Below are 23127 nucleotides of genomic sequence, written 5' to 3'. Positions count from 1 at the left end.
GCCCATCACCTTGTTCGAGTAAGTCGATGGGTATCGCTTCGCTCCCCCCATCCTACGCAACTGCGCTCAGCTCAGCGTTCCCGCATGCACCCACCATCCGGGGTGATCGCGCCGGATCTGCTCCGCCGCGCGTCCTGCTTCGACGGTGTTCTCGTAGATCGCAAAGCAGGTGGCGCCGGATCCGGACATCCGCGCCAGCCAGGCGCCGTTGGTCGCATTGAGCGCCGCGATCACTTCGCCGATCACGGGCTGGACGCGCATCGCGGGCGTTTCCAGATCATTAGAGTTGGCGGCGAGCGCTTCGACCCAATCTTCCAGCGATGCCTTCTCGTCCGGCCAGCGGTCCCGCAGCAGCACGTCGGTGACGCCGACCAGCAATTCGCCATTGCGCAGGCCGAGCGCGTTGAAAACGTCGCGGGTCGCGACGGCAACACCGGGGTTGACCATCACGCACGGCATTTTCGGCAGGCTGAGCGGCTGCAGCGTTTCGCCCACGCCGGTCATGACGCAGCCACATGACTGGACGCAGACCGGCACATCGGCGCCGGTCAGTTGCGCGACCTCGATGATGCGGGGATCGTCGAGCGCGAGCCCGTTCAACTGCGCTAGCAACCGCAGCGCCGCCGCGGCATCGGCCGAACCGCCACCGATTCCGGCCGCGACCGGCAAGACCTTGTCGAGTGTAAAATTGCCGGTTTTCATGCCGGGTACGCGCTCGCTCAGGAGACGCGCGGCTTTGAGCACCAGATTGTCCGAGGTCTCGCCGCAGGCCTGCGCCAGCGGTCCCGACATCTTCAAGTCCAGATCCGAACCCGGCGTCAGCGTCAGCCGATCGGCGCAATCGGCGAACGCCACCACGCTTTCGAGATCATGGTAGCCGTCGGTACGGCGGCCGTTCACCCGCAAGGTCAGATTGACCTTGGCGCGCGCCTCATCATTCAATAGCGGCATTGCCGACCAGCCCCCAAGGTCCTTCCGTCAGCCACCCTTGCCGTCTTCTTTCTTCTTGTCGGCGGAAGCCGCGGAGGAAGTGTCGTCCGGCAGGCCGTTGGCAATCTTGGCTTCGATCTTCGGCAATTCCTCCGCCTCGGGCTTGAGGTCGCGGGCATGGGCCCACTGGAATTTGGCCTCCAGCGTCCGCCCGACGCGCCAATAGGCGTCGCCAAGATGGTCGTTGATGGTCGGATCCTCGGGCTTGAGGTCGATCGCACGCTCAAGATTCTTCACTGCGTCTTCAAAATTGCCGATCCGGTAAAACGCCCAGCCCAGCGAATCCACGATGTAGCCGTCATCGGGGCGCTGATCGACGGCCCGCTTGATCATCTTCATGCCTTCGTCGAGATTGATGCCCTGGTCGATCCAGGAATAGCCAAGATAGTTCAGGACATGCGGCTGCTCGGGCTGCAGTTCCAACGCCTTGCGCATGTCGGCCTCTGCCTTGCTCCACTGCTTGGAGCGCTCCTCGCAAATGCCGCGATAGTAATAGGTGACCCAGGTGTTCTTGTCCGTCACCCCCGGCATCGCATCGATCGCCAGCGAGTAGGTGTTGGCGCAATCGTTGAATTTCTTGCGGCCACGCTCGATGTTGCCGAGCGCCATGATGGCCTCGATGTCCTTCGGCGCCTCCGCGGTAACGCCCTTCAGGATCTTGATCGCCTCTTCGCTGCGGTCGGCGGCGTCCAGATTGGTGGCGAGCTGGATCTGCGCGTTGCGCTTGAGCGGCGAACTAGCTGGCATGCGCTCGTAGACCTTGATCGCCATCTGCGGCTTCTTCACGGACTCATAGAGATCGGCGAGCGACAACAGCGCCAGCGGATGGCTGGGCTGCAGGTAGAGCGCGAGCTGCAGATAGACCAGCGCCAGATCCTCGCCGCCGCGGCGGGTCAGCGTGGCGCCGATGCCGTAGAGCGCCTCGGCCGCGCCTGCTTGCGCCGAATCGACCAGCGGCGACATCTTCTTGCCGGCCCTGGTCTCGCGCAGGCCTTCCTGCACCAGCGGATGCCGCGGCAGTTTCTTGTCGAACGCCTCGTAAATGCCGGCCGCCGCCGCGCCATCCTTGTTGCGTGACAACCAGCGCGCATAGGCGTCGGATACGCGCAGCATCGAATCGTCAAGTTTGTAGGCGCGCTCGAACCGCGTGCCGGCATCCTTGTCCTTGCCCGAGATCTCCAGGATCATACCGGTGTGGAGATCCTTGAAGATCGGATACCATTCGGGGCCGGTCAGCTTGTCGATATTGGCGACCGCGGCCTTGGGATCGCCGGCGCCGTAGCTCGCCCATCCCGACAGCAACGTGGCCACGAGGTCGGTAATCGGTCCGCGGATCGACTGGTTGATGTTGAGCTGCGCGGCCGCATATTTCTTCTGCTTAAGATCGCGGACGCCGACCACCAGCCGCGCGACGCGGTTCGCCTTGTCCAGCGTCAGGATGCGATCGGCGAGCTTGACCGCTTCATCTATATCGCCATCGGCGAGCGAAGAGATGAAGGCGCGGTCCAGGAGTTCGTTGTTCTTCGGATCGGTGCGCAGCGCGGAGCGATAGAATGCCGCAGCGGAAGCGGCGTCGCGTTCGACGCTGGCGTGCCGCGCGGCGAGATAACTGCCTGCCGTCGTCAGCGATTTCAGATCGGACTTGGTGGGGAATTGCGCGCCGTTGTCGGCCGTATGTTCGGGCGTCTGGGCCCAGGCCACGCCAGGCGCGGCCAGGCTGGCAACAGTAATTGCGGCGATGGTCCAACGATTCATGCGAGTGGAAAGCATCACGGTTCGCCTAGCTCCAGGATATGTATGGCGGGATCGTTACGATCGGTCTCGAATGCAAACCCAAGCGGCGGCATCTCGGGCAGCGACAATGCCGCGTTTGGCCCTTAACCGCAAGGATACGGGTTGGCGAATCGATTGGCAGATTAGGCCCTCAGGGCTTCGATATAGCCAGCCCAACCCGGAAACGCTTTTACTGTGGCGGTATCGTGGCCGGAGGCGGTATCGCCCTCCTCCAACTCACGCAATCGTGGTCTATACGTCCTTTTACATACCTTGGTAGTTGGGCCCGCCGCCGCCCTCGGGCGGAACCCAGGTGATATTGCCGTTCGGGTCCTTCACGTCGCAGGTTTTGCAGTGGACGCAGTTCTGGGCGTTTATCTGGAAGCGCGGACCGGAGGTCTCCTCGACCCATTCATAGACGCCGGCCGGGCAATAGCGGTTCGACGGACCGGCATAGACATCGTGCTCAGATGTCTTCTGCAGGTTCATGTCGGCGACCTTGAGATGAACCGGCTGATCCTCTTCATGGTTGGTGTTGGAGAGGAACACCGAGGACAGCTTGTCGAAGGTGAGCTTGCCGTCCGGCTTGGGGTAGGCGATCGGCGCATGCGCCTTCGCCGGATCCAGCGTCTTGCGATCGGGTTTGGCGTGCGACTGGGTTCCGAACAGCGAGAAGCCGAGTGTGTTGCACCACATGTCGAAGCCACCGAGCGCCACGCCAATGATGGTGCCGAACTTCGACCATAGCGGCTTGACGTTGCGGACCCGGTGCAGGTCTCGGCCGACGGCGGAATCCCGCCAGGCGTTTTCGTATTCGACTAGCTCGTCATTGGCGCGGCCGGCACCGAGCGCAGCGGCGACATGCTCGGCGGCGAGCATGCCGCTGCCCATCGCATTGTGCACGCCCTTGATGCGCGGCACGTTGACAAAACCCGCCGCGCAGCCGATCAGCGCGCCGCCCGGAAAACTCAGCCGCGGCACCGACTGATAGCCGCCCTCGGTGATGGCGCGCGCGCCATAGGAGATACGCTTGCCGCCTTCGAACACGGTACGGATCGCGGGATGGGTCTTGAAGCGCTGGAACTCGTCGAACGGCGAGAGATACGGATCGTCGTAGTTGAGATGCACGACGAAGCCGACAGCGACCTTGTTGTCGTCATAATGGTAGAGGAACGAGCCGCCGCCGGTCGAATTGTTGAGCGGCCAGCCGAACGAATGCTGGATCAGGCCCTTCTGGTGCTTGGCGGGTTCGATCTCCCAGACTTCCTTCAGCCCGATGCCGAATTTCGACGGCTCGCATTTGGCATCGAGGGAGTATTTCGCGATCAACTCCTTGCTCAGGCTGCCGCGCGCACCTTCGGCGAACAGCGTGTATTTGCCGAGCAGCTCCATGCCGCGCGTGTACGAGTCCTTGTGGCTGCCGTCCCGGGCAATGCCCATGTCGCCGGTCGCAATGCCGCGCACCGCGCCGTTGTCGTCGTACAGCACCTCGGCCGCGGCAAACCCGGGATAGATTTCGACACCCAGCGCCTCCGCCTTCGGCGCCAGCCAACGGCAGACATCGCCGAGTGAGCCAATATAACAGTGATGATTGTTCATCAGCGGCGGCATCATGAAGTTCGGCAGCCGGATCGCGCTGGTCGCGGTGGTCCAGTAGAAGCGGTCGTCCCTGACCTCTGTCTTCAGCGGGCAATCGGCGTCCTCACGCCAATCCGGAATCAGTCTGTCGAGCGATACCGGATCGATCACCGCGCCCGACAGGATGTGCGCGCCGACCTCGGAACCCTTCTCCACCACGACGATGCTGAGATCGGCATTGAGCTGCTTCAGCCGGATCGCCGCAGCCAGCCCTGACGGCCCGGCGCCGACGATCACGACGTCGAATTCCATGGATTCCCGGGGAGGAAGTTCTTCTGCACTCATGATCTGGTCTCAGCCCAATTGAGAACGGCTCTAAAGGCTCGTTGTTTCCGATTTTTGCGGGGAGGACAACCATGGAAATGCAATGCGAGGCGTTTCACGCCGGCTCGATCCATATTAGATTGGCATAATGGATTTGATCCCTGAACCCGCGCCTAATGTCAGGCAATTGCTGGCTTTTTATCTGGAGGCCGGGGTCGATTGCGCGTTGACGGAGGAACCAGTCGATCGGCTTGCCGAGCCCGACACCCCTGCAGTCCCCGCCCCTGCCCGCGAGACCGCGCCACCCCGCTCCGCCAGGGAAATGCCGGCCGCGATGCCGGCAGTTCCGCGCAGCGAAATAGTGCCCGCGCCGGAAGCGGCCATCGCTCTCGCGCGCGAGGCGGCGCGAACGGCGCCGACGCTGGAAGCGCTGCGTACGTTTTTGGAAAATTTCGAAGGCTGCGCGCTCCGAAACACTGCGACGCGGCTGGTGTTTGCCGATGGCAATCCGCAAGCTCGCATCATGTTCGTCGGCGAAGCACCCGGACGCGACGAGGACATCGAGGGCCTGCCCTTCGTCGGCCGCTCGGGCAAGTTGCTGGACCGGATGATCGCGGCAATCGGCCTCGACCGCAGCAAGGCCTACATCGCCAACGTGATCCCCTGGCGACCGCCCGGCAACCGAACGCCAACGCCGCAGGAAACGCAAATCTGCCTGCCTTTCATCCAGCGCCAAATACAGCTGGTGAACCCCGACGTGCTGGTGACGCTCGGTAACCCCTCGACGCAAACGCTGCTGTCGACCCGCGACGGCATCATGAAGACCCGCGGCCGGTGGTTCGACTACGACACCGGCACCCGCACGATCCGCGCGATGGCGACATTCCACCCGGCCTATTTGTTGCGCTCGCCGTCGTACAAGCGGATGTCGTGGCAGGACCTGCGCGCGATCGCGAAGGCGCTGGAGCAGGCGAATTAGCTGGTGTCCCGGACGCGGTGCAGCGCCTCTCGGCCATGCACCGCAGAGCCGGGACCTCCATCAGCGCAAGACGACGGACCCCGGATCAGCAGCGCATCACCATAGCGCGTCGAAGACGCGCGTGAACGCGCTTTCGGTGCTGCGCTGCATCCGGGCCACGGGATGCGACGCTACTGCTTCGGCCGCACGATCGCCCAGCCGATCCGCAGCAATGGCTGGCGGCCGTTCACCATCCACTCGAAGACGCGCGGCACTTCCGGTACCAGCCCGGGAAAGCGTTGCGCGATATCGGGCGGCGGCGTGCCCGAAGTATCAGAGGCGCGCCAGACCACGACGCCGCCGGTCTCGTTGAACTTCGCGATCGATAGCCACGGCGTTCGCTCCGGCGTGGTATCGAGCAACAGATGCGGACGTCCGCGGTTCATGGCGATGAAGCTCGCTAGTTGCGGATCGCCGGCGACCGCACGCAGCCGATGGTTGGTCCGCCGTTCGAAATTGTCGCCGAAGAATTGCGCGATCGCCTTTGCCGGCAGCGAGGTCGGCACTTCGTTCGCGGTCCACGGCAAAAACAGCGTCGCCGCAATCGTCGCCACGGCAGGCGCGACAACCGCGCCCGCCCACACCGTCCGCAACAGGCGCTGGCGCCGCAGATGGATCAGATCGCCGCTCGCCACGATCACCGCCAGCCCCGACATCAGCAAGGCGACGCCCGCCCCGCCGGCGACATGATCGAGGTGGAAGATGCCCGCGATCAGGCTGCCGAGCAGCGCTGGCGCAAGCGCAAAGAAATAGACAAACTCGCGCGCCAGCGGATCGACCGGCGGCCGGTAGATGATCGGCGCCTCCCCGGCATTGCGGGCGAACCAGCCGGAGTTGAGGATCGCCAGCAGCACGATGGCGGAGATCGCGAGCACGAGGCCGACGAGCAGCCAGCCCCAGTGCAGGGCGCGCGCGCCGAGATCGGAGATCGCGGGCCACGGCGGCATCGCGAGCGCATCGGCGCGGAGCAACCAGATCAGATACGGCAAGACCAAGACGGCGATCACGAGCAGCGCATAGAGCGGATCGAGCGACATCAGCACGCGCCGCCCCCGCGCAGTGGCAACGGCAAATCCGGCGAGCAGCAGCAACAATCCGAGCGCCGCCGGCGTGATCAGCAACAAAAGCCCGGCCTCAATCGACCAAGCGAACCACGCATTACGCCGGTTCTGGCCGATCAATTGCCAGGAATGCAGCAAAAGCAGCGCCCACAACGGCCGCGCCAGCACCAGCGGGCCGAACTCGACGCCGGGCGAGCTGAAGGCCACCACCGTCATCGAGAGCAGCACCGCAAGTACCGCCTGCTGCCCGCCGACAATCGCGCGAGCCAGTTGATAGTAGATCGAGAAGGTCACGACGGCGCAGACCTGCGCCAGCAGATAGACGCCGAACATGTGGTTGCCGGCGGCGCGAAAGGCGATGTCGGTCAGCCAGAACGCCAGCGGCGGGCCGAGCCAGGTTCCGACCTGGTATTCCCGTCCGAAAGCCAGCGCAGTCGCTAGGTCGCCGGGCGGGCTGCGGTAGAGCAGCATCGGCAGGAGCAGCCAAAGTGCGGCCTGCACCAACACCACGAGCCAGACCACCAGCCGTGGGCGGGCGCGGATCAGTTCGACAACGAGCGAGGTGAAGCGCATGAAACGTCCGAATGCCGGGCCGGGCAGCCTTGTCCTTGGGGACGTTTGATAGAGCGCAGGAGCCGTGGAGGCAACCGATCTCAGATCGTGACCGAGATATCGGAATCGATCTCCCCATCCACCGTGAATAGATCGGGTTCGACTTCGACCGTCTCGGGGAAGTGTTTCTGCCGCGCGGCAATGACGGGTGCAAAAAACCGGCGGTGGTGGATGCTCGGGCCGAGCCGGTCCAGCGCTTCGCGATGTTCCGGCACCGCGTAGCCCTTGTGGGTTTCGAAACCATAGCCCGGGCAATCCAGCGCCAATGCGCTCATCAGGCGGTCGCGCGTCACCTTGGCGATGATCGAGGCTGCTGCAATCGACATGATGATGCCGTCGCCGCCGATTACCGCCTCGCAGTCGCAGGGCGCATCGATCTTGTCGCGGCCGTCGACGAACACATGCTTCGGCATCTCGGGCAGCGCGTGCACGGAACGCGCCAGCGCCCAGAGCGAAGCGCGCAGGATATTGTCGCGGTCGATCCGCGCGGTTGAGGCAAAGGCGACCGCAAAGGACGAGGTCGCGCAGATTTCCTCGAACAATTCTTCGCGGCGTTCGGGCGTCAGCCGCTTGGAATCGTCGATGCCTTTGGGGATTCGCTTGGGATCGAGGATGACCGCGGCCGCCACTACCGGTCCCGCCAGCGGACCGCGCCCGGCCTCGTCGCAGCCGGCGACCGGCCAGACGCCGCGCTTGATCAGCGCTCGCTCGCGGCGAAAGCTCGGCGGGGCAACCGCGATCACGCCCTTGGGCGGCTCGGCCTGCTCCTTGCCGGCTTTCTTCTCTGATTTCCCGTCAGTTTTTTTGGCGGACTTGTCCCGAATCATGGCCGGGATTCGTGCGCCAGCGCGCGGCGGCGCGCAACCGGGAACCCGGCACAATTCCCGTTATTCAGCGAAACCTCATCGCCACTCCCCGGCCTCAATCACATAAACGCTCCGGCTGCCGCGCCTGGGGTCCGCAATCGTCTGCAGATAACGCATTCCGAGCTTCTCGAGGGCATGAATGGATGGTGCGTTGCTCGGATCGACCAGTCCAAGCAATCTGCTGCATTTGAGTTGGTCGAACCCAAAAGCGAGCTGCGCCTTCCCGATTTCGGTCGCGATCCCCCGGCCCGATACCCGGCGCGCAAGGACAAACCCGATCTCAAAATCGTCAGTTCCCAACGCGCCGCATGGCGACAAGCCGGCAAAGCCGATGATTTCGCCCACGGGCTTTTCCGCCAGAACCGCCATCCCCGTGAGGCTGGCGCCAAAGGTGAAGAATCGCCGAATGAAATCCTCGGCAGCATCCCTTGCCATCGGCGCTCCGGCAAATGCAAAGCGCATTACCTCGCTATCGCTGAAAAATCAGGCGCGGCTTTGCCAGAATGACGAGCGGCTGCTTTTCCGATACTGGCGCGGGTTTCCGGCTCATCAAGCGGCAATACGGCAATTCACCGGCAGAGAGAAGCGGCGCCGCCGTAATGTCGCGCGTTCTAATCCCGCAGATGCACCCGCCGGTCCTCGCCGACCTCGATGCCGGGCGCGACCACGACTTCCCAAGGATGATTATCGGGATCGCCGAAATAACCGGAGTAACCGCCGTAGTCGGTCTTGTGCGCGGGCTTCAACAGCGAAGCGCCGCAGGAGACTGCGAAATCCAGCACGGTGTCGACTTCCTCGACGGAGCTGCAATTCCAGGCGAGCGTCGTTCCGCGAAAGGTTTTCGGCCGCGGCTGATCGGGCAGCGTGGCGTCGCGGGCGAGTTGATCCCATGGGAAAAGCGCGATCACCGTGCCGCCGGTATCGAAGAAAGCGACGGCCTCACCGGTCGCGCGCATTTTTCGGGCAAAGCCGAGCGCTTCGTAAAAAGCGATACTGGCGCGCATGTCGCTGACGCCGAGCGTGATGACAGTGAACCGGGGGACTGGCTTACTAGCACTCATGCGACTCTCTCTCCCCGTCATTGCGAGGAGCCAATGGGTAGCGCGAATGCGCGTCCGATGACAGGCTCCGCGACGAAGCAATCCATTCTTTCCTTGCGTGGCGAGATGGATTGCGTCGCTTCGCTCGCAATGACGATCAAAACAAACTCAGTTGCTGTCCGTTCCGCTTCGGCTTGACGAAATGATCGGTCGTCAATTTCGAGCGCCGCTTGTTGAGGCCGAGCTTCTCGCAGGCGATTTCGAATCTTCGCCCGATCATCCAGGCCATCGGGCCGGTGCCCTTCATCCGCGTCCCCCATTGCGAGTCATAGTCGCGCCCGCCGCGCATGTCGCGGATCAGGGTGAATACGTGGCGGTAACGATCGGGGTAGTTCGCCATCAGCCATTCGCGAAAGAGGTCGCGCACCTCCAGCGGCAGCCGCAGCAGCACGTAACTTGCTTCCTTGACGCCGGCGTGAGCCGCGGCATCGAGAATGCGTTCGATCTCGGAATCGTTCAGCGCGGGGATGACGGGTGCAACCATTACGGTTGCGGGGATGCCGGCCTGCGACAATTGCCGCAGCGCCTCCAGCCGCTTCGGCGGCGTCGAGGCGCGCGGCTCCATGGTGCGGGCGAGCTTGGGGTCGAGCGTGGTCACGGAAATGGCGACCTTGGCCAAATTGCGCCTTGCCATTCGCTGCAGAATGTCGATGTCGCGCGTCACCAGGGCCGATTTGGTGACAATGCCGACGGGATGCCCGGCGCGATCGAGCACTTCGAGAATGCCGCGCATAATCTTGTGCTCGCGCTCGATCGGCTGATAGGGATCGGTGTTGGTGCCGATCGCGATCATTCGCGGCTCGTAACCGGGCGCCGCCAGTTCCTTCTCGAGCAATTCCGGCGCATCCGGCTTGGCGAGCAGTTTGGATTCAAAATCGAGCCCGGGCGACAGCCCGAGAAAGGCGTGGGTCGGCCGCGCGAAGCAGTAGACGCAACCGTGCTCACAGCCTCGATAGGGATTGATCGAGCGGTCAAACCCGATATCGGGCGAGTCGTTGCGGGTGATGACCTTGCGCGAGGTATCCAGCGACACCGTCGTCTTGAACGGCGGCAGGTCGTCCAGGCTCTGCCAGCCATCGTCGAAGGCGACCCGCGCCTCTGCCTCGAACCGGCCGCTCTGGTTGGATTGCGCGCCGCGGCCGCGCCGCCGCTGGCGTTCGATGGCAACGGCAAGTTCGGGAAAAGGTGTCGCACCCACCGGCTCGGAGGGTGCCGTGACCGGCGGGTGCTTGAGGGCATGAGAGGATGCTCGGCTCATGAAGCCAACATAGCACGCATCGAGAACAAATCAAGAACATCATCGACAGCATTTCAGAGGAAGCGCAAATGCCGGAAAGCGAGCCGGCGTCGCCGTGCCGCAAAAATATCCGCGCAAACGGCTGCTTTGATTGTGACAAGGTGATAACAGTGCGGCGTTTTTCACCGTTTGAGCCACCGAAGCCTCACTCATGTTGAGCGTGATCGTTCCGACCGAAGGAATAGAACAGCCCGCCGTCGCAACGCTGGCGGCGCTGGTGCCCGGCGCTGCAGCCGGCGTTATCTCGGAGGTGCTGCTGGTCGACGGAACCGGCAACGGCGTGATCGAGCGGGTGGCCGACGTGGCCGGCTGCCGCTTTCTCAAGTTTGAGGGAACACGCGCCGCGGCATTGGCCGCCGGCGCGCGGGCGGCGCGCTCGCCATGGCTGATGTTCCTGCACGCCGGCGCGGTGCTCGACAGCAGCTGGATCGAAGAGACCACGCAGTTCATCCAGAACGTATCGGGTAGCGGCCGGCCCCGCGCCGGGGTGTTTCGCTATGCCCGCTCGCCGTATGCCGAGACGCGGTTGCGCGACGGCTTTAAATTCGTCGCCCGCATGATCACCGGGCCGTCGGCGGAACAGGGGCTGCTGATCGGCCGCGATCATTATGAGCGGCTTGGCGGTCACCGGCCTGGCTCCCGCCGTTCCGAGACGCGGCTGCTGCGCCAGCTCGGCCGCTCGGCGCGCACCCAGTTGCGCAGCCGGATCATGGTCATCGCCTAGGGCGGCCCAGCCACAAAATATCGAAAACAACCCCATGCAAAGTAGAACGGGCGCTGGCGCGCCTTGCCGGATGCCGCGGCCAGAATATACTTGCCAAAATCAAATATATCTTTGACAATAGCAAATATCGAGGTGTCTCAGATGAATTCCGAACAAGAAGTCGCGGCCGTTCGCGCCTTCAACCGCTTCTATACCCGCAAGCTCGGCATCATCGAGCCGAAGCTTCTGCACAGCCCGTTCACGCTGCAGGAAGCGCGCATCATGTACGAGATCAGGCATCGCCCGGCCTGCACTGCCACCGACCTCACCCGTGACCTCGGCCTCGATCCCGGCTTCCTGAGCCGGACCTTGCAGGGGCTACAGCGCCGCCAGATCGTGACGCGAAAGCCTTCAAAGGACGACGGCCGCGTCAACGAACTCTCGCTCACCGCGAAGGGGCGCTCCGCCCAGGCCGAGCTCGAGCGCCGCGCGCGCGAGGAAGTTGGAAGCCTGCTCGCTGTGCTGGACGACAATCAGCGCAACGCCGTCGTCAGCGCGATGACGACAATCGAACAGACGCTGGAGCGCCCGACGGCGAAGCCGGCTGCGTTTATCCTGCGCAGCCACCGACCCGGCGACATCGGCTGGGTGATCTCGAGCCAGGCAAAGGCCTATGCTGAGGAGTATGGCTGGGACATCAGCTACGAGGCACTGGTCGCCGAGATCTGCGCGCAGTTCATCAAGACCTATGACGCTTCGCGCGAGCATTGCTGGATTGCGGAAGCAGGCGGCCAGCCGGTCGGCTCGATCTTTCTGGTGAAGGGCAGTGATGACGTCGCAAAGCTGCGGCTGTTGCTAGTGGAGAAAAAGGCGCGCGGGCTCGGCGTCGGCCGCGCGCTCGTCGAGCAATGCGTCCGCGCGGCGCGCGAGAAGGGCTATAAGAAGATGACGCTGTGGACCCAAAGCATCCTTGTCGCCGCGCGCGGTATCTATCAGGCCGCAGGCTTCTGTCGCGTCAAGGAAGAGCCGCACCATAGCTTTGGCGTTGATCTCGTCGGCGAAACTTGGGAATTGAAGTTGTAGTTGGTTCGTTATTCCGGGACCGTCCGAAGGACCGGAACCGGAATCTCGAGATTCCGGGTTCGCCTCTTCGAGGCGCCCCGGAATGAGTGCAAGAGCTAAGCCGACGCGCCCTTGGCTTTAGGCCGCCGCAGGTGCTCATCCAGCCGCGGCATGATCTCGACGAAATTGCAGGGGCGCGTGCGGTAGTCGAGTTGAGCTGCGAGGATGCCGTCCCATGCATCGCGGCAAGCGCCCGGCGATCCTGGCAGGCAGAAGATGAAGGTCGCCCCCGCAACGCCCGCGGTAGCGCGGCTCTGCACCGTCGACGTGCCGATCTTGGCGTGACTGAGCATGTGGAAGGCGATGGAAAAACCATCCATCCGCTTTTCGAACAGCGGCTCGATCGCTTCCGGTGTCACGTCACGGCCAGTGAAACCGGTGCCACCGGTGGTGATGATCGCATCGACATCAGGATCGGCGATCCAGCGCTTGATAATGATGCGGATCGCATCGACGTCGTCGACGATGATCTCGCGCGCGGCAAGATGATGACCGGCCGCCGTCAGCCGATCCGCCAGCGTGGCGCCGGATTTATCGTCCGCCAGCGAGCGGGTATCCGAGATCGTCAGCACCGCGATGTTGAGCGGCACGAATTGTTTTGTTTCGTCGATGGAGGACATCTGTGCTTCCCGTGTCCCGGACGCGGTGCAGCGCGTAGCGATGCGCCTCAGAGCCGGGATCTATTCTTTCCTTGGCGACATGGGCCCCGGATCAGCAGCGCACCGCTGACGCGCTGCGCAGCATCCGGGGCACGAGATCGTCACAACGCTCCCTGAGCAAAGGTGTTGCAGGCCTGTACCGTGCCCTGCTGGTAGCCGGTCATGAACCATTGCTTGCGCTGCGCTGCCGAACCGTGAGTGAAGCTGTCGGGCACCACCCTGCCGGTCGACTGCCGCTGCAGCGTGTCGTCGCCGATTGCAGTTGCCGTTTTCAGTGCCGCGTCGATATCGCCGGGCTCGATGAAGCCCGGACGCTTCTTCTCTTCGCGATTGACCCAGACGCCGGAAAGACAATCCGCCTGCAGTTCGACCTTGACCTGCAGCGCATTGGCTTCCGCCTTGCTGCCGGCCTGCTGCTGCAGCCGTGTCACGCGCGGCAGGATGCCAAGCAGATTCTGGATATGATGTCCCGCTTCGTGCGCGATGATGTAGGCCGTCGTGAACTTGCAAGCACTGCCCGAGCAGCCGCGAAACCGCGTCTCGACTTCGCGGAAGAAACTGGTGTCGAGGAAGATCTGCTTGTCCGGCGGGCAGTAGAACGGTCCCATCGCGGACTGCGCCATGCCGCAGCGACCACCGTTCGTGGCGTTGCGAAACAGCACGATGCGCGGCCCGGTATAATTCTGGCCGCTGGACTGGAAGATCTCGCTCCAGCGGTCGTCGATCTCGCCGAGAATGCCTGATATCATGCTGCCGACTTCGTCCTTCGGCGCGCCGGTCTTGGCCGGTCCCGACCTGCGATCGGTCTGGTAGGTCGGCGCCTGACCGCCGCCGGTCAGGATTTCAGCGCCGCCGATCAGGATGCGCGGATCGATTCCGAAGGCATAGCCGACGAGGCCGAGCACAATGATGGTGCCGATGCCGAGCCCGCCGCCGCCCATCGGCAGGCCAAAGCCGCCGCCGCCACCCATTCCACCGCCGCCCTCGTCGCGACGGTCTTCGATATCGTCGCTGCGGCGGAAATCATCGTAACGCATGGCGCTATTTCCTCATCCCCGGCTGTTGGCCAGAATACCCAACGCGGCAATCACGTAAAATTTCCATTTCATTAATCAATAACCCGCCCGGCAAAAATTGCCTAGTGCGCAAGCCGCCGCAATCTCTGCTGGCAGTTTTGTCGATGATCTCTCTTCGCATTCTGCGTCGATGACTTTCTTGGTTAAGTCGATTTTTACTTTGCCCGGTCAATGTATCGCCAGTCGGTTGTTTAGTCCCGCGTCGCCGACAGCGTCGCCTGAGTCAGAGTAATTGAGTCATGGTTGTGTCGCGTCGCGGGGCGTCTGCAAGGGCGCCCCGCACTAAATTTGAGTCTGAGTCCAGCGTTCGCATCGTCGTCGGCGATTGCGTCGCCGAGATGTCGAAGCTTCCGGCCGGTTCGGTCGATCTGGTGTTCGCAGATCCTCCGTACAACCTGCAGCTCAAGGGCGATCTGAAGCGCCCCGACGAATCCCACGTCGATGCCGTCAACGACGACTGGGACAAGTTTTCGTCGTTCGCCGCTTACGATGATTTCACCCGCGCCTGGCTGCTTGCCTGCCGCCGCGTCATGAAACCGTCGGCGACGCTGTGGGTGATCGGCTCCTACCACAATATTTTCCGCGTCGGCGCGATCATGCAGGACCTCGGCTTCTGGGTCCTCAACGACATCGTCTGGCGCAAGACCAATCCGATGCCGAATTTCCGCGGCCGCCGCTTCACCAATGCGCATGAAACCATGATCTGGGCGGCGCGCGACGAGAAGGCCAAGGGCTATACGTTTAACTATGAGGCCCTGAAGGCCGCCAATGAGGACGTGCAGGCGCGTTCCGACTGGCTGATCCCGCTTTGCACCGGCGAAGAGCGCCTCAAGGGCGCCGACGGCAAGAAAGTACACCCGACCCAGAAGCCCGAGGGCCTTTTGGCGCGCGTGCTGCTGTCGTCGTCAAAACCCGGCGATCTCGTGATCGATCCCTTTAACGGCACTGGCACCACCGGCGCCGTGGCAAAACGTCTCGGCCGGCGCTACATCGGCTTCGAGCGCGATAAGACCTATGCGGCTGCGGCCGAAGAACGTATCGCCGCGGTCGAACCGCTGCCCGAGGCGACGCTGGCGCCGTTCATGACCGCGCGCGACGCCCCCCGCGTCGCATTCTCCGAACTGATCGAGCGCGGCATGATTCCGCCCGGCACCAAACTGGTCGATTCCAAAAAGCGCCACGGCGCGCTGGTCCGCGCCGACGGCGCCATTATGCTCGGTGACAAGGTCGGCTCGATCCACCGCATCGGCGCGGTGGCGCAGGGCTCCGGCGCCTGCAACGGCTGGACCTTCTGGCATGTCGAGACCAAGAACGGCCTCAAGCTGATCGACGAGCTGCGCGCCGAAATCCGTTCCGAAATGGCGGCAGGTTAAGACTTAGTTCACCTCACCACGAGGAATCCAGGTGCGCCGCCGATGGCAGGGACCGCGCCAAAGCACCGCAACGTGCGTACGGCTTGCGGGCCGACATGGCTCAAATGCCGCTTGCCCACGTCCTGCGCAGCCGGCTTGATCGGCCGGCATGGCAGCCGCGCCATGCTTGCAGGTAGCCTTGCGCCTTTTCGCCCTTATTTGAACGTATAAGAGTTGCATTCATTTCCATTAAGAGATTACTTCCATGCGCACGCGAGGCTCCGAGTCCTTCATTGTGCTGCCGCTACTGCCGATCTTCCTGGTCGGCCTATTTCCCATGCTGCTGCTGAGCTTGCTCGGCCCTGCCGGGCTGGTCATCCTCGGCATCCTCGTCGCCTGCGCGGGTTTGACCGACATTCTGGACGCCAGCGGCACCTTCAGCGAGCAGATCATCGTCCACGGTTATGCGCGAGGATCGGAACGCGCGGGGCAACGTACCGCGCTGCGTTCGGAAATTCGTTTTGCCGCGGTGATGATCGCGGCGGGCGCCGCCCTTGCGGTCGCCGGCATCGGCGGGCTGGCCATATCGTAAAGGCCCGCCCTTTCACGAACTCGTCGCTTGCGCACCCCGCAAAAATTTGAGCATGCACGTGCTCCGGTGGCATTGCCGCCGTGTCCGAAGCTCCTGCCTGCAAGAAGCAATGGGGAAAAATTCCAAAATGCTCAAATTCTATTTCAACGGATCGCCCAACCCGACCAAGGTCGCGCTGTTCCTCGAGGAAGCCGGCATCGCCTATCAGCCGGTCGCCATCGACACCCGCAAGGGCGACCAGTTCAAGCCGGAATATCTCGCCATCAATCCGAACGCCAAGGTGCCCGCGATCGACGATGACGGCATCACAGTGTTCGACAGCAACGCCATCCTGCTCTATCTCGCTGAAAAGACCGGGAAGTTTCTGCCAGCGAACACGCCGGCCAATCGCGGCGAATTGCTGTCCTGGCTGATGTTCGTGGCTACCGGCGTCGGCCCATTCTCCGGCCAGGCCGTCCACTTCAAGCATTTCGCGCCGGAAAAAGTGGACTACGCGAATAACCGTTACCAGTTCGAGGCGCAGCGGCACTTCGGCATTCTCAACGACCATCTCGCCAGCCGCCGCTACATGGTCGGCGACACCTACACCATCGTTGACATGGACGTATGGGGCTGGGCTCGCATGATCCCCTTCGTCCTCGGCGAGGACGCGGTTGCGAAATATTCCAACGTCAAGCGGCTGGTCGACGAGATCTCGGCACGGCCTGCGGCGGCGAAAGCGATTGCGCTGAAGGATAACTTCAAGTTCAAGGCGGAGATGGACGACGAAGCCCGCAGCAACATGTTCAAGCATCTCTCGGTGAAAGCTGCCTGAGCGTGGCGCGATAGATGAAACGGCGCCCTCGCGGGCGCCGTTTTCGTTTACTTCGTAGGATGGGCAAAGGCGCTCCTGCGCCGTGCCCGCCTTTCGGCTTGGAGGTTCGAAGAATTGATGGGCACGCTTTCGCCTTCGCTCTTCGAGCTACGGGGGACAAGTCGCTTTTCCCACCCTAACGAACTGCTCTGTGCAAACACTGCTCAACTCTCAACCCGCGGCGGCAAGCTTGCGTTCGGCCGGAAACGGCCCGAGCACACGCTCGGTCAATGCGGAATCGCAATACTCCTTGATCTCCTTGATCTTGCCGTCCTCGATGCGCCAGACCATGCAGTATTGATTGTCGTAGCGAATTCCCGCCTTGGTGACGTTGTCGCCGCGAGCTTCGACCACGACATAATCGCCTTCCGCGATGAAGTTGAACGCCAGCGTGCGCGGCCGCGCCCCGAGCATCGATCGCACGTGCCCCATCAGGCCATTCTGGATCGCTTCACGCCCCTTGAACTCCTGCGACCACGAATACTGCCCGGTGACGATCCAGGTCGCGTCCTCGGCCAGATTGTCGACGAATGTGGTCCCGCTGCGGTTGGCGGACTCCGTATAGACCTGCTGCACTAGTTTCTTGTTTGCTGCTGCGCTCATCGCGACTTCTCCTTTGATGCGGTAGCGCAATCATCGCGCGCCGCGTGTCATTCTTCCAATCGATAGCGGATATGATATATATTCACTGCATGAATTTGAATTCGCTTGACCTCAATCTACTGGTGGCGCTCGACGCACTGTTGAAAGAAACCAGCGTCAGCCGTGCCGCGATGCGGATCGGGCTGTCGCAGCCGGCGGCGAGCCACGCGCTGCAACGGCTGCGCGACCTCATCGGCGATCCGCTGCTGGTGCGCACCGGCGCGCGCATGGAATTGACTCCACGGGCGCAGGCTTTGCGAGCGCCGTTGGCGCAGGCGCTCGACCAGGTGCGCTCGCTGTTCATCGCCGATGAGTTCGACGCGGCGAGGAGTGAACGTCAGTTTCGCCTGATGATGCCGGATCTGGCGGTTGAACTCTTGATGCCGTCGCTGATGGAGAAGATCACCAGGATAGCGCCGAACGTCCGGATCGACGTGGTGCCATGGCGCGGGCCGGCAATCTTCGCCGCGGAGTTCGCCCGCACCATCGATCTTGTGATCTCGATCGGCAACGCCTTCACTGGATTTCACCGGCAACGGCTCTACACCGACAGCGACGCGCTCGCCGTCCGGCGCGGTCATCCCGCCGGCGCGCGGCTGAAGCGGATCGAAGCCTTTCTCGACGCGCGTCACGTCGCGGTGGTGATCCGCGGCCAGAGGGAGGACCTGATCGACATGTGGTTGCGCCCCAAGGGCATCGAGCGGCGGATCGCGCTGGTCGTGCCCGGCTATATCGAGGCGCTGCATATTGCCGCGCGCACCGATCTCGTCGCCTTCGTGCCGCGCCGCCTGATCGGCGCGCTGTCCAGGCAATTGTCGCTCGCAACCGTCACGCCGCCGCTCGACCCCGGGATCGACGAGCAATTCATGTTCTATCCAACCCGCGCGCAGATGGACCCCGGCTCAATTTGGCTGCGCAACATCGTGCTAAGCATTGGCCGCGAAATGGAGCGCGGGAAAAAGACTGCGTAGGCAAAGGCGCACTTGCGCCGTGCCCACCGCCTCTCCATCAGGCGTGAACTTGAATGGTGGGCACGCTATCGCTTTGCCCACCCGACAGGCCAAACCCTCATGGTGAGGAGGCGCGTAGCGCGTCTCGAACCACGAGGCCCCGCTGGTGCCATTCATCCTCGAGACGCCACTTCGCGGCTCCTCAGGGATGAGGTCGGACATGCTCTCAGCTCTTCTCGTCCGCCAGCACCCTCTGCACGGCCGGCCGCTCCGACATCCGCTTGCGGTGAGCGGCCAGCTTCGGCAGCGTCGCAAGATCGACGCCGTCGCCCTCCAGCCAGCCCGCGATCGTATACAGATAGGGGTCGCAGATCGTGTACTGCTCGCCCATCACCCACGGCCCCGTCAGCATGTCGCGCTCGATCAGCGCAAAGCCCGCCCCCATGTTTTCCGCTACTTTTCGTTTCATGTCGGCGAACGAGGACTCCTCGGCCGCCCAGCGATAGCCGCGCATCTTGTGCGCGTGCGAGACATGCACGGTGGAACAGAGATAGCTGTTGAAGGACTGCGCCTGCGCGAAGGCGAAGGGATCTTCCGGCGCCAGCTTCGCTTCCGGAAAGCTGCTCGCAATGAAAGCGAGGATCGCCGGCGTTTCGGTCAGGGTGCCGCGGTCCGTCACCAGCGCAGGCACGCGTCCCTTGGGGTTGATCGCGAGATATTGCGGGGTGGTCTGCTGGCTGTTCTTGAAGTCGAGCCGCTCTGCCGTGTAGGAGGCGCCGGCCTCCTCCAGAGCGATATGCGATGCGAGTGCGCAGGTGCCAGGGGCGTAGTAGAGCTTGAGCATGGCTGTCCTCACGGTGGTGGCGCGGCAGGTTAACGGCCCGGCGATCCGCCGTCCATCCCGGCCGGGCGCCAGTGGCAAATGCCGGCTTTTCCCGGTTGCCCACGGCCACGCCGCCATGTCATGACAATGTAAATCCAGATTATCGCAGGGTGTGTCGAGGGCTTATTAATGACTGTTCTCATTGCGGGCGGCGGCATCGGCGGGCTGACGCTGGCGCTCAGCATGCACCAGATCGGCGTACCTGCCAAAGTATTCGAGAGCGTGCCCGAACTGCGGCCGCTCGGCGTCGGCATCAACGTGCTGCCGCATGCGGTGCGCGAGCTGATCGAGCTCGGCCTGCATGATGTGCTCGATGCGGCCGCCGTCCGCACCAAGGAGCTCGCGTATTTTTCCAAGCACGGCAAGCCGATCTGGAGCGAGCCGCGTGGCATCGAGGCCGGTTACAAATGGCCGCAGTTCTCGATCCATCGCGGCACGCTGCAGCAGATCCTGCTCGACGCCGCGATGGAACGGCTGGGAAAAGAAAATATTCTGACCAGCCATCATCTCTCCGGCTGGACCGAAACCGAAAACGGCGTCCGCGCCGAATTCATCGACAAGGCGACTGGAAAATCGAAAGGCGTTCACGACGGCGCGCTGTTGATCGCGGCCGACGGCATCCATTCGGCGGTCCGTGAAAAGCTCTATCCAGACGAAGGTCCGCCGATCTGGAACGGGCGCATCCTGTGGCGCGGCATCACCGATAGCGACGCCTTCCTGTCCGGCCGCTCCATGATCATGGCCGGGCATGAGATCCTGAAATTCGTCTGCTATCCGATTTCGAAGCAGGCCGACAGCGCCGGCAAATTCAGAATCAACTGGGTGGCCGAGCGGCACATGCCGCCGACCTATCAATGGCGGCGCGAGGACTATAATCGCACCGCAAAACTCGAAGAGTTTCTGCCCTGGTTCACGGACTGGAAGTTCGACTGGCTCGACGTGCCCGGGCTGATCGAGAATTGCCCGCACGCCTACGAATATCCGCTGGTCGATCGCGATCCGATCCCGCAATGGACGTTCGGCCGGGTCACGCTGATGGGCGATGCCGCGCATCCGATGTACCCGATCGGCTCCAACGGCGCGTCGCAGGCCATTCTGGACGCACGCGTCATCACCCGCGAGATCCTGGCGAAGGGCACGACCAACGCCGCGCTATCAGCGTATGAGGCCGAGCGTCGGCCGGCCACCACCGACCTCGTGATGCTCAACCGCCGCAACGGGCCCGAGCAGGTGATGCAGCTCGTCGAAGAGCGCGCGCCGAACGGCTATAACGTCGTCACCGACGTGCTCTCGCTGCAAGAGCTAGAAGACATCGCCGCCAACTACAAGCGCGTCGCCGGCTTCCAGGTCGAGGGGCTCAACGCCAAGCCTCCGATCGTCCAGATCATGCGGGAAGCGCCGCGGGCCGCGAGCTAGCCGGGGCGGCAATCGCCTTCGCCGTCTCGACCAGTCGCGCGCTGGTCGTAGCCATCGCCAGCACGGTGCTATCCTCGGCCATCAGCCGTCCCTCCACGAAAGCCACGGTCTTGCCGAGCTGGGTGACCTTGGCCTCACCGGTGATCGGCCCCGGCTTGGCCGGCACCAGAAAATTCACCGTCATGGTGATGGTCGCGGTGTAGAGTTTTCCCTCGGTCATGGCGAACACCGCCGGTCCCATCGTGTCGTCGAGCATTGCCGACAGAATGCCGCCCTGCACGAAACCGGCGGGATTGCAGAAATCCCGCTTGCCGTCGAAGCCGATGCGGATCCAGCCGTCGCTCGGCCGCGCGTCGAGCAGATGCCAGCCGAGCAATTTGGAGGACGGCGGGGCGGTGAAATTGTCGAAGACGGTGCTGATCATGGGAATCTCCGTGAGGCTCCTACCTAGCGCAGGCCTGCTGCCAACATGGTGTCAGCAGGGTGTGCACGTCGCCCGCCAGCCCGGCTCGCCGCTTTTGACAACTTCCAAACGAGCGCGGTGGATTTCGGCTGGTGCCCATACCCCGCCGCCGTTATGAAGCTGGGGTTGCGCTATGCGCGCCGTAAGCGTCTCACGTCAGGCAACGCATTCAACCGGTCGGCTCGACCCCCGGAGGATGCGCCATGCACGCCGGTGATTGACCGACCGAAATTCCGAAGAGTGAAATCATGATATCCTCTCCTGCTCCGCATCGCCGCGGAAAATTGCCTGCGCGCTACGCGGCGATCATCATGCCGCTGGTGTTGTCAGTGCTGATGACGTTCGTCGTCTCTGCGATCTCGACGCTGAGGAGCCTCGGACCTACACCTGCCTTTGTCGCGACGTGGCCCACCGCATGGGCGATATCCTGGCTGGTGGCGTTTCCGACCTTGCTTGCGGTGCTGCCCCTGGTGCGACGGATCGTAGCGTTCGCGGTCGAGGCATCTCGGACCAACTAATCGCAAGGTCAGCGTGCGTCGCCAGATGGCGGCGCATGCCGTCATTCACCCAGCCCGTGCGCGATGGCCTTGCGCATCACATTGGGCAGCGCCTCGTCTGCGAGCGTTGCGATCGGCACCCAGCGCATGCCTTCCGGCGCGCGCGTGCGAGCGGCTACATCAGCGGTGTAGATCACGAGCTCGAGCGGAAAATGCGTGAACACGTGGGTGACGACGCCGGCCTTGCGATGCCAGCGCGCCACGCCGTTGAGGTCAGGCGCCTGCTCCAGCGCCACCTTGTCGTCCTGTCTGGCGAGCCAGTCCGAAACAGGCACTTCGGTCATGCCGCCGAGCAGGCCCTTTTCTGCGCGGGTGCGAACGAGGAGTTCGTCGCCGCGCGTGATGATGAAGGCCGCGCCGCGGCGCAGCATTCCCGGCTTTTTCGGCGCCTTGCGCGGAAACGTCTCCTGATCGCCGCGCAGGCGAGCGGAGCAATCATCGTTGAGCGGGCACAACGTACAAGCCGGCTTCTTCGGCGTACAGATCGAGGAGCCTAGGTCCATCAAGGCTTGCGCGCTGTCGCCGGCACGCGAGGGACCCAGCAGCGTCGCCGCCAATTCCTGGATGCGCGGCTTCGCCTGCGGCAATGGCTCCTCGATCGCGTAAAGCCGCGACACCACCCGCTCGATGTTGCCGTCGACCGGCATGGTTCGGATGTCGAAAGCGATCGCGGCGATCGCCTTTGCCGTGTAAGGCCCGATCCCCGGCAATTGGCGCAGGCCTTCCTCGGTGTCGGGAAACACCCCGGCATGGTCGCGCAGCACCGTGACCGCGCAGGCATGTAGATTGCGCGCGCGCGAATAATAGCCGAGCCCGGCCCACATCCGCAGCACGTCATCCAGCGAGGCGCGGCCGAGCGCGGTGACATCCGGCCAGCGCGCCAAAAACTTCTCGAAATACGGCCCGACCGTTTTGACGCCGGTCTGCTGCAGCATGATTTCCGACAGCCAGACCCGGTACGGATCAGTCCGCTCGCCGGCCGCCGCCCGCCACGGCAACCGGCGGCGATGACGGTCGTACCAGTCGAGCAGCAGCGCGGGGCGGGACTCCGCCACAACAGGTTTTTCTTGTCGTTCGATTTTGGCGACCGCAGGACTCATAGCTGCACTTTAGTGTGGGAGCGCAGATCTCTCCATGTCATGCCCGGGCTCGTCCCGGGCATCCACGTCTTTCTTCGCCGCTGCAGTGGAGGACGTGGGTGGCCGGGACAAGCCCGGCGATAATACCGGAGGTGGTTCCG

Annotated in this window: 23 protein-coding genes; 9 read left to right on the top strand and 14 right to left on the bottom strand. The window is 63.3% G+C overall.

What is annotated here, in order from left to right:
* Positions 1–66 precede the first annotated feature (66 nt).
* The 3 genes from HCN58_RS01425 to HCN58_RS01415 form a co-directional block, all read right to left on the bottom strand.
* The gene (locus HCN58_RS01425; protein ID WP_171577592.1) at positions 67–951 is read right to left on the bottom strand and encodes a 4-(cytidine 5'-diphospho)-2-C-methyl-D-erythritol kinase; all 885 of its coding nucleotides are present in this window, start codon (positions 949–951) and stop codon (positions 67–69) included.
* Positions 952–978: 27 nt separating this feature from the next.
* Positions 979–2760, bottom strand: a complete 1782-nt coding sequence (locus HCN58_RS01420) for a tetratricopeptide repeat protein (RefSeq protein ID WP_171577591.1) — start codon at positions 2758–2760, stop codon at positions 979–981.
* Positions 2761–3027: 267 nt separating this feature from the next.
* Positions 3028–4686: an electron transfer flavoprotein-ubiquinone oxidoreductase gene (locus tag HCN58_RS01415; RefSeq protein ID WP_171577590.1), complete on the bottom strand. Its 1659-nt coding sequence runs from the start codon at positions 4684–4686 to the stop codon at positions 3028–3030.
* A 133-nt stretch (positions 4687–4819) separates the two neighbouring features.
* Here HCN58_RS01415 and HCN58_RS01410 point away from each other — a divergent pair, with 133 nt between their 5' ends.
* Positions 4820–5644, top strand: a complete 825-nt coding sequence (locus HCN58_RS01410) for a uracil-DNA glycosylase (RefSeq protein ID WP_171577982.1) — start codon at positions 4820–4822, stop codon at positions 5642–5644.
* A 170-nt stretch (positions 5645–5814) separates the two neighbouring features.
* Here HCN58_RS01410 and HCN58_RS01405 read toward each other — a convergent pair whose 3' ends face one another.
* The 5 genes from HCN58_RS01405 to HCN58_RS01385 all read right to left on the bottom strand — a co-directional run bounded on the left by HCN58_RS01405 (position 5815) and on the right by HCN58_RS01385 (position 10580).
* Positions 5815–7317: a glycosyltransferase family 39 protein gene (locus HCN58_RS01405; RefSeq protein WP_171577589.1), complete on the bottom strand. Its 1503-nt coding sequence runs from the start codon at positions 7315–7317 to the stop codon at positions 5815–5817.
* Between the two features lie 80 nt (positions 7318–7397).
* Positions 7398–8183: a ribonuclease HII gene (rnhB, locus tag HCN58_RS01400; protein WP_171577588.1), complete on the bottom strand. Its 786-nt coding sequence runs from the start codon at positions 8181–8183 to the stop codon at positions 7398–7400.
* Positions 8184–8258: 75 nt separating this feature from the next.
* The gene (locus tag HCN58_RS37340) at positions 8259–8657 is read right to left on the bottom strand and encodes a GNAT family N-acetyltransferase (RefSeq protein WP_376701133.1); all 399 of its coding nucleotides are present in this window, start codon (positions 8655–8657) and stop codon (positions 8259–8261) included.
* Between the two features lie 176 nt (positions 8658–8833).
* Positions 8834–9283, bottom strand: a complete 450-nt coding sequence (locus HCN58_RS01390; RefSeq protein ID WP_171577586.1) for a VOC family protein — start codon at positions 9281–9283, stop codon at positions 8834–8836.
* Between the two features lie 136 nt (positions 9284–9419).
* Positions 9420–10580, bottom strand: coding sequence for a PA0069 family radical SAM protein (locus HCN58_RS01385; RefSeq protein WP_171577585.1), 1161 nt, complete (start codon positions 10578–10580; stop codon positions 9420–9422).
* 190 nt (positions 10581–10770) lie between these two features.
* On the opposite strand from HCN58_RS01385, the gene HCN58_RS01380 reads away from it, so the two are divergent.
* The gene (locus tag HCN58_RS01380) at positions 10771–11343 is read left to right on the top strand and encodes a glycosyltransferase family protein (RefSeq protein ID WP_171577584.1); all 573 of its coding nucleotides are present in this window, start codon (positions 10771–10773) and stop codon (positions 11341–11343) included.
* A 132-nt stretch (positions 11344–11475) separates the two neighbouring features.
* Entirely contained in the window at positions 11476–12405 is a 930-nt protein-coding gene (locus HCN58_RS01375; RefSeq protein WP_311966755.1) for a bifunctional helix-turn-helix transcriptional regulator/GNAT family N-acetyltransferase, read from the top strand.
* 95 nt (positions 12406–12500) lie between these two features.
* On the opposite strand, the gene moaB is transcribed toward HCN58_RS01375, so the two are convergent.
* Positions 12501–13064 (bottom strand): molybdenum cofactor biosynthesis protein B, encoded by a 564-nt coding sequence (gene moaB, locus HCN58_RS01370; protein WP_171577582.1) that lies wholly within the window; start codon positions 13062–13064, stop codon positions 12501–12503.
* 140 nt (positions 13065–13204) lie between these two features.
* Entirely contained in the window at positions 13205–14140 is a 936-nt protein-coding gene (gene ypfJ, locus HCN58_RS01365; RefSeq protein ID WP_171577581.1) for a KPN_02809 family neutral zinc metallopeptidase, read from the bottom strand.
* Between the two features lie 278 nt (positions 14141–14418).
* Here ypfJ and HCN58_RS01360 point away from each other — a divergent pair, with 278 nt between their 5' ends.
* The 3 genes from HCN58_RS01360 (at position 14419) to HCN58_RS01350 (ending at position 16937) form a co-directional block, all read left to right on the top strand.
* Positions 14419–15552: a site-specific DNA-methyltransferase gene (locus HCN58_RS01360; RefSeq protein WP_171577580.1), complete on the top strand. Its 1134-nt coding sequence runs from the start codon at positions 14419–14421 to the stop codon at positions 15550–15552.
* Positions 15553–15826: 274 nt separating this feature from the next.
* The gene (locus HCN58_RS01355) at positions 15827–16123 is read left to right on the top strand and encodes a hypothetical protein (RefSeq protein WP_311966754.1); all 297 of its coding nucleotides are present in this window, start codon (positions 15827–15829) and stop codon (positions 16121–16123) included.
* Positions 16124–16250: 127 nt separating this feature from the next.
* The gene (locus HCN58_RS01350; RefSeq protein ID WP_171577578.1) at positions 16251–16937 is read left to right on the top strand and encodes a glutathione S-transferase family protein; all 687 of its coding nucleotides are present in this window, start codon (positions 16251–16253) and stop codon (positions 16935–16937) included.
* Between the two features lie 210 nt (positions 16938–17147).
* On the opposite strand, the gene HCN58_RS01345 is transcribed toward HCN58_RS01350, so the two are convergent.
* Complete coding sequence (locus HCN58_RS01345; protein ID WP_171577577.1) at positions 17148–17579, bottom strand: nuclear transport factor 2 family protein; 432 nt, start codon at positions 17577–17579, stop codon at positions 17148–17150.
* Between the two features lie 89 nt (positions 17580–17668).
* Between HCN58_RS01345 and HCN58_RS01340 the strand changes: the two genes are divergently transcribed.
* Positions 17669–18589 carry a LysR family transcriptional regulator gene (locus tag HCN58_RS01340; protein WP_171577576.1) on the top strand — a complete coding sequence of 307 codons (921 nt, stop codon included), beginning with the start codon at positions 17669–17671 and terminating at the stop codon, positions 18587–18589.
* Between the two features lie 205 nt (positions 18590–18794).
* On the opposite strand, the gene HCN58_RS01335 is transcribed toward HCN58_RS01340, so the two are convergent.
* On the bottom strand, positions 18795–19412 hold the full coding sequence (locus HCN58_RS01335) for a glutathione S-transferase family protein (RefSeq protein ID WP_171577575.1): 618 nt from the start codon (positions 19410–19412) through the stop codon (positions 18795–18797).
* 168 nt (positions 19413–19580) lie between these two features.
* Here HCN58_RS01335 and HCN58_RS01330 point away from each other — a divergent pair, with 168 nt between their 5' ends.
* Positions 19581–20867, top strand: coding sequence for a flavin-dependent oxidoreductase (locus HCN58_RS01330; protein WP_171577574.1), 1287 nt, complete (start codon positions 19581–19583; stop codon positions 20865–20867).
* Here HCN58_RS01330 and HCN58_RS01325 read toward each other — a convergent pair.
* Entirely contained in the window at positions 20836–21291 is a 456-nt protein-coding gene (locus HCN58_RS01325) for a PaaI family thioesterase (protein ID WP_171577573.1), read from the bottom strand. The genes HCN58_RS01330 and HCN58_RS01325 overlap by 32 nt on opposite strands.
* A gap of 287 nt (positions 21292–21578) precedes the next feature.
* Between HCN58_RS01325 and HCN58_RS01320 the strand changes: the two genes are divergently transcribed.
* Positions 21579–21848 (top strand): DUF2798 domain-containing protein, encoded by a 270-nt coding sequence (locus HCN58_RS01320; protein ID WP_171577572.1) that lies wholly within the window; start codon positions 21579–21581, stop codon positions 21846–21848.
* A 41-nt stretch (positions 21849–21889) separates the two neighbouring features.
* Here the strand turns inward: HCN58_RS01320 and mutY are convergent, their stop codons facing one another.
* Positions 21890–22987 (bottom strand): A/G-specific adenine glycosylase, encoded by a 1098-nt coding sequence (gene mutY / locus HCN58_RS01315; RefSeq protein ID WP_171577571.1) that lies wholly within the window; start codon positions 22985–22987, stop codon positions 21890–21892.
* Between the last annotated feature and the right edge of the window lie 140 nt (positions 22988–23127).

Origin of the sequence: Bradyrhizobium australiense (assembly GCF_013114825.1) — a bacterium.
GTDB classification, from domain to species: Bacteria; Pseudomonadota; Alphaproteobacteria; order Rhizobiales; family Xanthobacteraceae; genus Bradyrhizobium; species Bradyrhizobium australiense.
This window is presented reverse-complemented; position numbering and strand designations above follow the sequence as displayed.